Origin of the sequence: Amnibacterium setariae (genome assembly GCF_003581425.1) — a bacterium.
GTDB classification, from domain to species: Bacteria; Actinomycetota; Actinomycetes; order Actinomycetales; family Microbacteriaceae; genus Amnibacterium; species Amnibacterium setariae.
Map to the genome: position 1 here is coordinate 1,355,125 of NZ_QXTG01000001.1, position 11,594 is coordinate 1,366,718.

Annotated in this window: 15 protein-coding genes; 3 read left to right on the plus strand and 12 right to left on the minus strand. The window is 72.2% G+C overall.

What is annotated here, in order from left to right; all coding sequences use genetic code 11:
- Positions 1-132 precede the first annotated feature (132 nt).
- Positions 133-597, plus strand: a complete 465-nt coding sequence (locus D1781_RS06850; protein WP_119481445.1) for an ester cyclase — start codon at positions 133-135, stop codon at positions 595-597.
- Positions 598-768: 171 nt separating this feature from the next.
- Here D1781_RS06850 and D1781_RS06855 read toward each other — a convergent pair whose 3' ends face one another.
- The 3 genes from D1781_RS06855 to D1781_RS06865 form a co-directional block, all read right to left on the minus strand.
- Positions 769-1,446 (minus strand): hypothetical protein, encoded by a 678-nt coding sequence (locus D1781_RS06855; RefSeq protein WP_119481446.1) that lies wholly within the window; start codon positions 1,444-1,446, stop codon positions 769-771.
- Between the two features lie 286 nt (positions 1,447-1,732).
- Complete coding sequence (locus tag D1781_RS06860) at positions 1,733-2,020, minus strand: NAD(+)--rifampin ADP-ribosyltransferase (RefSeq protein ID WP_407641659.1); 288 nt, start codon at positions 2,018-2,020, stop codon at positions 1,733-1,735.
- Between the two features lie 53 nt (positions 2,021-2,073).
- Positions 2,074-2,562 carry a hypothetical protein gene (locus D1781_RS06865; RefSeq protein WP_147392051.1) on the minus strand — a complete coding sequence of 163 codons (489 nt, stop codon included), beginning with the start codon at positions 2,560-2,562 and terminating at the stop codon, positions 2,074-2,076.
- A gap of 173 nt (positions 2,563-2,735) precedes the next feature.
- Between D1781_RS06865 and D1781_RS06870 the strand changes: the two genes are divergently transcribed.
- A complete protein-coding gene (locus tag D1781_RS06870) occupies positions 2,736-3,641 on the plus strand; it encodes an oxygenase MpaB family protein (protein ID WP_119481448.1) in 906 nt (301 codons plus the stop codon).
- A gap of 59 nt (positions 3,642-3,700) precedes the next feature.
- On the opposite strand, the gene D1781_RS06875 is transcribed toward D1781_RS06870, so the two are convergent.
- The 9 genes from D1781_RS06875 to D1781_RS06910 all read right to left on the minus strand — a co-directional run bounded on the left by D1781_RS06875 (position 3,701) and on the right by D1781_RS06910 (position 10,345).
- Complete coding sequence (locus D1781_RS06875; protein ID WP_119481449.1) at positions 3,701-3,985, minus strand: hypothetical protein; 285 nt, start codon at positions 3,983-3,985, stop codon at positions 3,701-3,703.
- A 176-nt stretch (positions 3,986-4,161) separates the two neighbouring features.
- Positions 4,162-5,022, minus strand: a complete 861-nt coding sequence (locus D1781_RS06880; RefSeq protein WP_119481450.1) for a LacI family DNA-binding transcriptional regulator — start codon at positions 5,020-5,022, stop codon at positions 4,162-4,164.
- Between the two features lie 298 nt (positions 5,023-5,320).
- On the minus strand, positions 5,321-5,818 hold the full coding sequence (locus D1781_RS06885) for a hypothetical protein (RefSeq protein ID WP_119481451.1): 498 nt from the start codon (positions 5,816-5,818) through the stop codon (positions 5,321-5,323).
- A 196-nt stretch (positions 5,819-6,014) separates the two neighbouring features.
- Positions 6,015-6,179 (minus strand): hypothetical protein, encoded by a 165-nt coding sequence (locus D1781_RS17485; RefSeq protein ID WP_158590026.1) that lies wholly within the window; start codon positions 6,177-6,179, stop codon positions 6,015-6,017.
- 381 nt (positions 6,180-6,560) lie between these two features.
- Positions 6,561-7,109, minus strand: a complete 549-nt coding sequence (locus tag D1781_RS06890) for a GNAT family N-acetyltransferase (protein WP_119481452.1) — start codon at positions 7,107-7,109, stop codon at positions 6,561-6,563.
- A gap of 495 nt (positions 7,110-7,604) precedes the next feature.
- A complete protein-coding gene (locus tag D1781_RS06895; protein ID WP_119481453.1) occupies positions 7,605-7,808 on the minus strand; it encodes a hypothetical protein in 204 nt (67 codons plus the stop codon).
- A gap of 270 nt (positions 7,809-8,078) precedes the next feature.
- Entirely contained in the window at positions 8,079-8,747 is a 669-nt protein-coding gene (locus D1781_RS06900) for a hypothetical protein (RefSeq protein ID WP_119481454.1), read from the minus strand.
- Positions 8,744-9,295, minus strand: coding sequence for an RNA polymerase sigma factor (locus D1781_RS06905; RefSeq protein ID WP_158590027.1), 552 nt, complete (start codon positions 9,293-9,295; stop codon positions 8,744-8,746). Before D1781_RS06905 ends, D1781_RS06900 begins: the two co-directional genes overlap by 4 nt.
- A 141-nt stretch (positions 9,296-9,436) precedes the next feature.
- The gene (locus D1781_RS06910) at positions 9,437-10,345 is read right to left on the minus strand and encodes a LysR family transcriptional regulator (protein WP_158590028.1); all 909 of its coding nucleotides are present in this window, start codon (positions 10,343-10,345) and stop codon (positions 9,437-9,439) included.
- A 58-nt stretch (positions 10,346-10,403) separates the two neighbouring features.
- Between D1781_RS06910 and D1781_RS06915 the strand changes: the two genes are divergently transcribed.
- Positions 10,404-11,546, plus strand: coding sequence for an FAD-dependent oxidoreductase (locus D1781_RS06915; protein ID WP_119481457.1), 1,143 nt, complete (start codon positions 10,404-10,406; stop codon positions 11,544-11,546).
- Positions 11,547-11,594: the final 48 nt, after the last annotated feature.

Genomic DNA, 11,594 nt, shown 5'->3' on the forward strand with positions numbered 1-11,594 from the left:
CAGCAGGGTACCGGAGGTCTGTTACCTAACGCCAGTAGACAAACGTGACCGTTGTGGCCTAACGTCGTTATGCAACGGATCGAGCAGCACGCGATCCTCCTCCCGCAGTACCGACAGCAGACAAGGACTCCCATGAGCACGCAGGACCAGAGCAGCACGGCCGGCCGCGCGGACATCGTCGAGATCGTCGAGGCGTTCTCCGAGCCGTTCCGGACCGGTGACACCGCGATCTACGACGAGGTCCTCGCCGAGGGCTGGATCGACATCCCGCTCGCGCCGGGCCAGGAGCAGGGACCGGGCGGCATGGCGGCTCAGATCGCCCTGTTCCGGTCGGCGATGCCGGACTACTCGGTGCACCACGAGGACGTCCTCGTCGACGGGGACCGCGTCGCCGTCCGCAACACCGTCTCCGGCACCCACCAGGGCGCATTCATGGGGCATCAGCCGACCGGTCGGCGCATCGAGATGCGGACGATGGACGTCCATCAGGTCCGCGACGGGAGGATCGTCACGACCTGGCACCTCGAGGACTTCGCCGGCCTGATGGCCCAGCTGTCCGCACCGGCCGACGCCCCGAGCCGTCCCGCCTGGGGCTGATCGAGGGGAGGAGCACGTCGCCGATCCCCTCCTGTGCGCAGGACCGCCGTCGACCCGCCGTGCTCGGCGGTGCGGGCGGCAGTCCGGTCCTCGGCGCGAGTCGTCCGAGCAGTGCCGAGCACGGAGCATCGGCCTCGCCGCCGGGCCCGCACCGGCACCGCGGCCGCGCGATCAGACGGAGTAGGTGCTGCCGCTCCCGGTCGCTCCGTCGTAGAACGTGCCGCGACCGTCCTGGGTGTCGCGCACGATGACGGACCAGTGCTGCCGATCCGTGCCGGAGATGGTCACGGATCCGCGGTACTCGTGCGAGTGGATCGCGACGACCGAGTCGAAGTCGGGCTTCGCGCCGTCGGGCAGGGTCTGGAGGTAGTCGAGGACCTGCCCGATGTTCGTCTCGACGTCGGCGTCGACCGACTCCAGCCGGAGACTCTTCAGGTACTGCGCCTTCGCCCGCGCAGCGGTGACGGTGAGGGCCCGGTGCTTCGCGGCGCGGAACGCCGAGACCGTGGCGAAGCGGTGGTCGCTGAAGGCGGTGGCGATGACCGTCTGCTTGTACAGGTGCCGCTCGACCCGGTCGATGACGTGCCCGTGGTCGTCCGTGAAGGTCAGCCGGTACCGGCTCCAGACGGTGCCCGAGTGCTGGCCGACGTGGATGGTCTGCTGCTCCTGACCGATGGCGACCTCTCGCAGCGTCCAGGGCTTGCCTGCGACGGTGAAGCGGACGGTGTCGGTCCGCTCGTGGTCCCACGTCCGTGCCTCGGCGGGCGCGGCGGCCGCGAGGACTCCGCACGCGACGAGCGCAGCGGTGAGCAGCACGGCCACGCGGGTGCGGGTACGGATCTGCGGCATCGGAGGTTCCTTCCTGCGGCGAGCAGTCGCCCGCCGGTCGTGGTGACGGCCGCGGAGGAGCGGTCGCATACCGAGGACTGTCCGCATCGACCGGGATGTGACAGCGGATCCGCCACGATCCGCGGTCCGGATGCCTCCGCTCGCCCGGGTGCGCCCTGCGAGGACTTCGCAGGCGCGTCGGTGGCGGCCTAGTTGATGATCTCGCCGGTGATCGCCGCGAGCCGCGCCCGCCACTGCCGCAGCTCCTCCGGCGTCAGCCGTCGCCAGTCGTCCACCTCGCCGGTGATCAGCAGGGGCTCCGCGCTCCGGTAGGAGCGGGTCGGGTTGCCTTCTTGTCCGTGACGTTCGGGTCGTCCTCGAACGCGCCCGTCGGCCGCACCTCGTACACGCGCGGGCGTCCCTCGCCTCGAGCGAGCTCGGCCGCGAGGCCCGCGCCGTCCCGCAGCGCCGTGAAGTAGACGTGGTTCATGACGACGTCCGGCCGGTAGTTCGACCGGAAGCCCGGGGTCAGCAGCGCTCCGACCTGCAGCGCAGCGCGCGTGCCGTGGAAGAACGGTCCCGGATCGAGCGGCATGAGTCGGAATCCTGCCGCTCCGACCCCGATCGGCGCGAGTGCTGCCGCGACGCTCAGCCGAGGTCGCCCTCCCGTCGGCGCGCATCCCGCCGACGGGGAACGGCGGCGATGCTCAGCATCGCGAGGAGCGCGAGCACGCCGAGCGCGACGCCGGCGACGGCCGCGGACCGCACGAGCGGCCACGATCCGATGACGACCGCCGGAACCGGGGCGGCGGCCCGCCCGTCGGCGCCGCCGTACGCGAGCGCGGCCTCGCCCAGCCACCCCCGCATCAGCCAGGCGAGGATCAGGCCGCCCAGGACGAGGGCGACCGCGAGGAGCACCGCCCGCGGTCGCAGCCCCTGACCGCGCCAGTGCTGCCGCAGGCCCGCGACGACGATCACGAGCGCGACGCCGAGCCCGAGCCACAGCGCGGCGGCGATCCCGGCACTCGCGGGCGTGAGACCGGCGACCAGGTACATGGCCTGCGCGCCACCCGGCGGGACGTCGACGCACGCGCGCCCCGGGAAGCACAGCGGGAGGTCCCGGACGAGGGTCGGCACGAGCACCTGCTCAGCGTCCGCCGCCGGGGGAACCTCCGCCTCCGTCGATCGGGTGAGATCCGCGCCGGACGGATGAACAGTCGGCTGCGTGCCGCGCCCTCCCGCCCATCAGGAGTGCTCGGAGTGCGAGGAGCGCGCGGTCGGTCGGGCGCCTGCTCGGCGACGATGTCGAGGTGGCTGTCTCGAGTCCGTTCCGAGCCCGTCTGTTCGAGGTGCTGTCGGGCGACGCCTCCGGTGAGCCGGAGTGGGTCCGCGCGCTCGGACGGGGGAGCGGCCCGGGCTTCTTCCCCGTCGGCAGCGCGGCGTGGGAGGTGCATCGGGACGCGACGACGCTCGTGGCGGGCCCGAGGGCGCTGCTGATGCAGGCGCTGCACCCGGGGGCGATGGCCGGGGTCCACGACTGGTCGCGGTACCGGGAGGACCCGCTCGGGCGGTTGCAGGGGACGATCCGCTGGATAACGACGGTGACCTACGGCACGGTCGACCAGGCGCGGGCGGCGTCCGGCGCGGTGCAGCACCTGCACCAGCGCGTCCAGGGCGCCTACGAGGGCGCCGACGGCGCGCGGATCGCCTACGCCGCGAGCGACCCCGATCTCGCGGCCTGGGTGCACATCGCCTTCATGGACTCGTTCCTGCGCGCCTACCAGCGGTACGGCAGGAGGCCGATCCCGAGCGGCCCGGACGCCTACGTGGCGCAGTGGGCGACCGCCGGCGAGCTGATGGGCCTGCGGGAGCCGCCACGGACGGTGGACCAGCTGGAGCGGCGGCTCGACGCCTTCCGAGCCTCCGGCGTCCTGCGGGCCGACGACCGCGTGCGGGAAGCGGTGGAGGTCATCCGGCGCCCTCCGCTGCCGGCCCTCGTCCGGCCCGCCTACCCCGCGATCGTCTCGGGCTCCGTCGCGACCCTGCCCGGCTGGGCGCGGGACCTGCTCGGGCTGCGACGGCCCGGTCCCGCGGCGGAGGCGACCACGCGCCTCGTCCTCCGGGCGTGCGCCCACCTGCTCGGCGAGGCGCCGACCGCGCGTCACGGGCGGGAGCGCACCGAGGCGGGCAAGCGAACCGCGGCGATCCCGGACTGAGCGTGCGGCTGCGACGCCACGGGCCGGCCGTGGGCGCCCTCCGCTGCGGACTCGTCGTCCTACCCGCTCGCCGGGCCGCTCCTGCTCGACCAGTCGGCGGGGATCCACTCGCCGAACAGGTTCCCGATGCTGAGCACCTGGCCGTCCGGATCCCACAGCAGGACGACACCGTCCCTGAGCACGCTCGCGAGCGCCGTGAGGCCGGCCGCCGTCGTCGGAACGCTGTGCCGCCGCTCGTCCTCGGTCACGACGAGGAGCTCGAACGAACCGTCACCGCCGGAGGCCGGGGTCCAGTTCGCGTTGAGGTGGGTGACGCGCCGCGTGGCGCTGCTCGCTCCGGTCATCGCGACAGCGTGCGCGGGGCAACCGCGACCCGCACGAGTTCCGTGCGCGGACGAAAGGTGTCTCAGATCCGGGGTGACGCGAGCACGGTGGGACCGTGAGCCGGCGTCGCCGCTTCCCCGCCGTGCGGCGCTTCGACGTCCTGCCGATTCGCAGGACCAGGTGCGGAGGTGAGGCTTCAGCGGAGCATCGGGCTCCGGCCCGTCGCGGCGCGGGCCCGGCCGGTGCTGCCGCGGGTGACGAGGGTGCTGGGGTGGAGGTGGGACCGGCTCGGGTCGAGACCCGGCGTGAGCCCGGAGAGCAGCATGTCGACCGCCGCCGCCCCCATCTCGGCCGGTCGGATCCTGGTGGTCGTGAGGTCCTCGGCGAGCGCTTCAGGCTGGTCGTTGAAGCCGACGACCGAGAGGTCCTGCCCGGGCTGCAGGCCGAGCTCGCGTGCGGCTTCGAGCACCCCGATGGCGATGTCGTCGGTCACGCCGAACACCGCGGTGGGGCGGCTCGGGGAGGTCAGCACCCTCCGCGCCGCCTCGTAGGCGGCGGTCTGGTCGAGCTCGTGCTCGACGACGACGGGTTCGAGCCCGCCGGCCTCCATGGCGAGCCGGTACCCCTTGGCGCGCCGCCGGATGATCAGGTGCCCGGCCTGGTGCTCCGTCGACGTGGTGAAGTGCGCGATGCGGGTGTGGCCGAGACCGCGCAGGTGCTCCGTGGCGGTCCGCGACGCGGTCAGGTCGTCGATCATCACGGTCGGGAAGCCGAGAGCGCTCCCGCCGACGAGCACCAGCGGCCGAGCCCACGACGTCCCGACGGTCTGCGCATCGGCGCGGTAGCGGAAGCCCGCGGCGACCGCCCCGATGCTGTCCTGGTCGCGGAAGTCGGCCTGGATCGCGGCGGTCGCGACTGCCGTCGACTCCTCGGCGAGCGCGACCCGGTGGATTCGCGGTCCGTGCCCCTTCGCGAGGGCCTGCTGCTCGGCACCCCGCACGATCTCGGTGAAGTACCACCGCTCGATGGCGGGTACCGCGATCGAGATCACACCCATGCGGCTCTCCTCCAGTGCTCCGCGTCGGCCACGAGCGCTCGCGTCGGCTGCGCCGGCGAGGTCGTCCCCGCCTCGACGTTACGTGCACACGCAGGTCGCGGCGTTCACCGATGAGGGCGTGGGCGCGGCTCGGTCGAGCGTTCATGCCGCCGACAGGGCACCCTCATGAGGACCGGGCGGATCAACCGCCCGGGCAGTAGCCGGTGGTGCCGAAGCACGGCGGGCGCAGCAGCGGACGGTCCTCCGCGCCGTCCACGTGGACGCGGTCGGCGCGCTGCAGGGCCTCGGAGAACGTCGGTCAGGTGATGTCCAGTGCGGTCCACGTCGTGGCGTCGATCGCCAGCACCGGGAGCTCGACGCGGTAGCAGCCGACCCACGGCCGTCCCTCTCGCGCGAAGAATCCGCTGCTCTGCCCGCGGGTCACGACGCTCTGCACCAGGTCGACGGCCACCCCGCTGGCCCCGACCCGGTGCACCCCGATCAGCACGAGCCCTCCGCCGCCCGGATCGGCGGTGGCGCGGACCTCCGCGCGCGACATGGACGGGACGCCGAGGACCGCAGCGACCTTCGTCGTGGACGCGCCGCGATCGACCGAGGCGCGGACCCGATCGTTCCGAAGCGTGTAGGCGATCTCGCGGAGCGAGCTCGTGACGCCGGCGTCGTCGGCGGAGGGCGTCGGCGCCGGGCTGGAGAGCCACCACCAGAGCAGGAACGGTGCCGCCACGACGACCAGGGCCGTGATCGCGATGGCCCACAGCACGACCCGTCCGACCACGCCTCCGACCGACGTGCTCACCTCACCATCAGGGCACACGCCGGTCGTGGTCGTCAACGCGCAGCGGGGGCGCGACCCGCAGAACCAGAGGACGGGCGCCGATGACCACCGCGCGAGCCCGACCGGGCGTCGCTGACGAGCCGCCTCCTCGTGCGCGAGCGAGCCGTCTCGCGAGCAGGGGGTGGGAGGCGAGGGAGTCGGTGTGCGGGAGCGGCCGCTACTCGGGAAGCAGCCCGGCGGCGATCACCGGATGCGCGGCCTCGTTGTGCTCGTCGACGCGCACGCCTGCGCCGATCGTGTCGTCGCCCCAGTCCTCCTCGAGCCCGCATTCGACGTCGACGACGAAGATGCCGTCGGGGTCGTGCCGGAGTTCCGCTGCCACGAGAGCCTGCCTTCGTCGGCTGGTGCCGTCGGCGCAACCGTAGACCTCGGGGAATGGGGCGCTTCACCTCGGGTCACGGCTCGAAGAGAAGCCGAGCCTGAAGAGGTGGAGGCCCAAGACCGTGTTCACGCCCTGATCACGGGCCGCATTCGGGCGCGCCATGACGGGTTTCGAACTCGGGCCTCGGCTTCCGAAGAGCGATCTGCGCTCTCGTGGTCGCGTCCGACCGCTGCTTCCTCCGCATGACCACGGGACCGCCGACTCACGCGGCAGTGACGGGACCGGCGGCGTGGACCAGCTCGGCGGGCTCGTCCGTCACGTCGCCAGGACATCCCGGCTCGTGCGCGCTCGGCGCACGCTCTCCTGCGCAGGCCTGGTCGGTCAGCGGTCTCGGCTCGCGTTCGTGCGCCACTGCTCCTTCGTGAGGGCGTATCGCCGCTCCTGGCTGGAGCGGTTCTGCAGCTGCATGCCGATCCGCTCGAGAAGCCCCCACGATCGGGCGTTCGCCTCGTCGCAGGACGCGGTCACCAGGTCGACGCCGAGGTCGAGGAACGCGACGTGCAGCAAGGCCTGCACCGCTTCCCGCGCGTACCCGTGGCCGTGATAGGCCGGATCGAGCTGGAAGCCGAGGTCCCCGACGACCGGACCACCGTTCTCCGCCGGCCTCCAGAGGCCGAGGTCGCCGATCACCCGCCGATCCCCGATGTGCTCGATGACCTGGCCGTGCCACGCGTCGCGCTCGTCGGAACGCAGTCGAACCTGCTCGGCCACGAACTCTGCTGCCTGCGCCGGGGTCATCGTCGTGCCCTGCTGGTGCTCCCGGACCGCGGGATGCCCCTGGTAGGCGAGGAAGTCGGGAAGGTCCGCCTCTGCGAACCGTCGGACGACGACACGTCCGCGCCTCGTCGGCGTCATGGACGAGTCCGTCATCTCGTTCGCCTCGTGGCGAACGAGTGGACCTCTCCTTGAGCCACGGCGGGAGATGCGGAACGACTGCGGTCCGGCAGCGACAGCGATGAAGCGAGGTACCTCGGGAGCACCCGCTCATCCTGCGGCAGGACCCGGAGGCGCGGGCGCCGCGGTCGGCCACAGCGTCTCGCGAGCAGGGTCGCGAGAGCGCGGCGCCCGCGCGCTCCGCATGGCCCGTCGTCGCCACCCTGGTCGCGATGATCGCGACCGCGTTCGTGCTGCTGCCGCTCCGCGACTCGTGCGACGAGCCGGGCGACCTCGTGCTCTGCGACTCCCGAGCGAGTGCGGCCGGCCTGCTGTTCGCGCGCACCGGTCCTCCCCGCGGGATGGTCGGGCACGGCTCCTTCACCATCGTGCTGGAGCCCCGTGCCTCACGATCTCCGGGCGCGGTCGTTCGGACGGGCCGTCCGCCGAGCGAATCCTGCTCTGACCGCCATCCGCGAGGGACGGACGGCTTCAGGCGGCTCGAGTGACCGACACCTCGATCGATTTCGGATCGACGATCTCGAGTCCGGCCTCCCACGCGTGCCCCTGGATCAGGCGGGTGAGCGCCTCGGCGTACCGGCTTTCATCGACCCCGCCCAGCCTGCTCGGATCGGTGATCCGCACGTCGACGTTCACGCTGACGTGGAACGGGCCGGCGGCCGCTGCATCGCTCATGATCCGGAGCGTACGTGGGCGGCTCGAACGCAGGCCGGACGGACCTGGCAGCGCTCGACCCGTGGTCAATCTGTTCCTCTCGCTCAGGGATCGTCGGCTCGGGCGGTGGTGACGCCTCCGGGATGCCTCGAACGGCTTCATGTGCTGGGACTGCTCGCCCCGCGGAGGGACCCGACGGCCGTGCGAGCACGAGTCTCACGAGCAGGGGAGGGAGACGTCCCGCGACCGGAGTGGCGAGCCTGCGACCTCCTGAGCTGCCCGCCCCTTCGCTCAGCGCGGTGAGCCGGTGGGTGCCGGTGTGGCGAAGGCCATGGATTTCGCGACGTACTTCGGGTGTCCGGAGGTGGCCACGACCTGCAGGTCTGCGGCTTGCTTCTGGTTGCTCAGCAGGGCGGTGAGATCGATGGGGCCGAGCGTGGAGAGCGTGTCGCAGTCGAGGGTGAGGTCCGGCCTGTCGGAGACACGGATCGCGATCGAGCCGCCTCCTTCGCAGGCAGCGGCGATGAACAGGTCCCGCCCGCTCGTGTCGATCGCGCCGCCGGATGCGCCGGGGCTCTGCTCCGTCCAGGTGAGGGCCGACTTCTGGCGCACGGGGACGACACCGTCGGCGACGGTGTCCAATGTCGAGAACACGGCGTCCTCCAGTCTCGTGTCGGTGGCCACGGAGGGAGCGGGCCCGGCTCCGGTGCTCTGCGGCACGGCTCGGATCGCAAGGATCGTGCCGGTCACGACCGCCGCCGCGACGAGTCCGGTGGCGACGACGGGCTTCCAGTCCCTGCTCCGGCGACCGCCAGGGCGGCCGGGGGCGGCGCTCGTCTGCTCGGACTCGACAGGGCTGCCGAGGATCTGCTGCAGCAGGTGCTCAGCGGCAGGGTCGAGCTCCTGTGCGGCACGGGTGCGAGCGGGGTCGGCGCGTCGAAGTGCTTCGGGGACGTTCATGGGTGAGTCCTGGTCGGAACGATGAGGGCTTGCGGGTTCTGGTCGTGCCACGCGTGGGCGAAGGCTCGTCGGGCCCGGGTCAATCGGACCCAGACGGCGGCGGGGGTGATGCCGAGCGACTCGGCCGCTTCCGCGGCGCTGAGCCCGTCCCAGTAGGTCAGGCGCAGCAGCTCCTGCTGCGCCGCCGGGAGGGTGGCGAGAGCGGCGTGGACCTCGATGGCGTCGAAGCGCGACTCGGCGCGTGCGTCGAGTGCTTCCGCGTCGTCGAGCGGAAAGGGAGTCGGTCGGCCGGCGCGACGGCGGTACTCGTTGCCGATCAGGTTGCGGGCGACGCCGAACAGCCAGGCGCGATCGGAGCGGCGAGGCTCATCCCATCTCGACCACGCGATGCGGAACGTCTCCGCAGTCAGGTCGCGGGCGAGCTCGTAGTCGTCGACGCGGCGGAAGCAGAACGCGACGAGCGCTGCATGGTCGGCGCGGAAGACGCGCTCGAACGCTGCAGCGCGGGGTTCAGGCATCGGCGACTCCGGTCGGAAGGGGTTCACCACGCACGTTTCCGGATCGAGCGAATCCTTGCACCTGGAGCACATCCCCGCTTCGGGGGGCGAACGGCGAGACCAGGCGGACGATGTCCCACGGGCAGGGAAGTGCAACGTCTCCGCGTGAGCGTTCGAGTCTCCGGCCCGGCGCTACTCCGGAGGAGTGGCGAGGGCTGTTCGAGTGGTGCCGGCGACGACGCTGCGGAACCACTGCTGTGCGGGGTCGGTGTGGAGGTGTTCCGCCCAGGAGAGCGTCGCTGCGACCGCTGCGGTCTCGAAGGGCAGCGGTACGGCCCGGAGCCCCTGCGTGCCGAGGGCGAGGCCGACGCAGATCGCCGGCATGACGCAGATCGTCGAGTGGTCGGCCCCGAGCACGCTCAGGGCCATGCCGACCGTCGGCGTGGTCAGGTGCACCCGGCGCTGCCGCCCGAGCGCCTCGAGCGTGTCGTCGATGCGGTCTCGTGTGCGCCCGCGGCGGGAGACGACGACGTGTCGGCGGGCTGCGAAAACGTCGATGTCGAGGCCTTCGGCGGGGATCGCCGACCGGGATCCGACGACGACGAGCTCGGTCGTTCCGAGCTGCTCGTGGCGCGTTCCGGGCTGCGCCTCGCGGACCTCCCCCAGCCATGCGTCCTCCGACCCGCGCACGTGCTCGGCACTCGTCGTCGGCTCCCCGACCACCCGCAGCGTCGCGGACGGTGCGAGTGCGCTGAAGCGTTCGGAGATGCGGGGGAGCACCGCCGTCGCGAGAGCGTCGTTGGCCCGCAGGACGAACGAGCGGGTCAGCCGCTCGGGCTCGATCGTCCGGACCGGTGTCAGGACCGCCTGCCCGCGCCGGACGAGCTCGCGGACCTCGTCGCGGATGCTGTCGGCGTACGGCGTCGTGACCATCCGTGCTCCTTCGCGGACGAGCACGGCATCACCCGTCGTCCGGCGGATCGCCGCCAGCGTGCGGCTCATCGCCGGCTGGGAGGTGTTCAGGAGCGCGGCAGCCGCGGTCACGGACCGGAGCTCGATGAGAGCGTCCAGGGCGACGAGCTGGCGCAGGTCGCTATCCACTCTCGGCATAGTAGGAGTGCGATCTATGCATTGGAGGTATCTGCTGGCTCGAGCTTCGATGAGGCGAGCAGGAATCGCCGAGCATCAAGGAGTCGTCATGCGGATCGTCGTCGTCGGAGCGGGTCTCGTCGGGTTGACGACCGCGGCAGTGTTCCAGCGAGCCGGGCACGAGGTCGTCGTCGTGGAGCGGGCGCCCGAGATCCGTGCGGTCGGCGCGGGGATCGGCCTGTGGCAGAACGCGTTGCAGGTGTTCGACCACCTCGGGATCGGAGGGGAGATCCGGTCGATGAGCCACGAGGTCGACACGTGGTTCTACACACCGGCCGGCGAGGCGAAGCGTGCACCTGGCACGGCCGCGCAGGACTACCGCTTCCTGCTCGTCCCACGCCCCGAGCTCAACGCGATGCTGGCGGGACTCGTCGGCGACGACTGGATCCGCACCGACGACGCGTTCGAACGGTTCGGGGAGCACGACGGCGGCGTGACGGTCAGCCTGTCCAGCGGCGCCACGATCGAAGCCGCGCTGCTCATCGGGGCTGACGGCGTGTACTCCCGGGTCCGCACCCAGCTGCTGCCCGGGACGCAGGCGGAGCGACACGGGTCGCACACGGCCTGGCGCGCGATCGTCCCCTCCCGCCTGGACGAACGGCGAGGTGGCACGTCGCTCACCATCGGTACCGACGGCACCCGAGGCGGGTACACGCGTCTGGACGACCACCGCACGATGTGGATGGTGAACCAGTTCGACACGGGAGAGCTCGTCGGCGGGAAGCGCGACCGCGCGCTCGCCCGCGCCCGTCACCTCGCCTCGCCCGAATGGCAGCCGGAGCTGCTCGAGATGATCGCCGACACCCCGGACGAGGCGATCCTCGAGAACCCGATCATGCTGGTGCCGCCCCTCGGCACCTGGTCGTCACGCCACGTGACGCTGATCGGCGACGCCGCGCACGGGCTCTCCCCGCACCTCTCGGCCGGCGGGACGCTCGGCATCGAGGACGTCATCGTGCTGCACGCCGCTCTCGCTGAGACGCCGTTCCACCTGGCTTCGGCTCTGCATGCCTACGAGAGCGCCCGCATCCCTCGTTTCGCGGCGGTGCGCGACTTCGCGAGCGACATCGAGCACGCATCGACCGCCGAAGCGTTCGCCGCGGCCTACGCCCGCTTCAGCCACTGGATGGTGACGACCGCGCCGGTGATCTGACGGTCTGCTCCGCGGACCGCGGCTCCAGGGACGACGACGGCCCGGCGC

Bases quoted from the DNA above. Each gene is read 5' to 3' on its own strand.
- D1781_RS06850 (WP_119481445.1), top strand. From the start codon at position 133: ATGAGCACGCAGGACCAGAGCAGCACGGCCGGCCGCGCGGACATCGTC.
- D1781_RS06855 (WP_119481446.1), bottom strand. From the start codon at position 1,446: ATGCCGCAGATCCGTACCCGCACCCGCGTGGCCGTGCTGCTCACCGCT.
- D1781_RS06860 (WP_407641659.1), bottom strand. From the start codon at position 2,020: ATGCCGCTCGATCCGGGACCGTTCTTCCACGGCACGCGCGCTGCGCTG.
- D1781_RS06875 (WP_119481449.1), bottom strand. From the start codon at position 3,985: ATGACCGGAGCGAGCAGCGCCACGCGGCGCGTCACCCACCTCAACGCG.
- D1781_RS06880 (WP_119481450.1), bottom strand. From the start codon at position 5,022: ATGGGTGTGATCTCGATCGCGGTACCCGCCATCGAGCGGTGGTACTTC.
- D1781_RS06890 (WP_119481452.1), bottom strand. From the start codon at position 7,109: ATGACGGACTCGTCCATGACGCCGACGAGGCGCGGACGTGTCGTCGTC.
- D1781_RS06895 (WP_119481453.1), bottom strand. From the start codon at position 7,808: ATGAGCGATGCAGCGGCCGCCGGCCCGTTCCACGTCAGCGTGAACGTC.
- D1781_RS06900 (WP_119481454.1), bottom strand. From the start codon at position 8,747: ATGAACGTCCCCGAAGCACTTCGACGCGCCGACCCCGCTCGCACCCGT.
- D1781_RS06915 (WP_119481457.1), top strand. From the start codon at position 10,404: ATGAGGCGAGCAGGAATCGCCGAGCATCAAGGAGTCGTCATGCGGATC.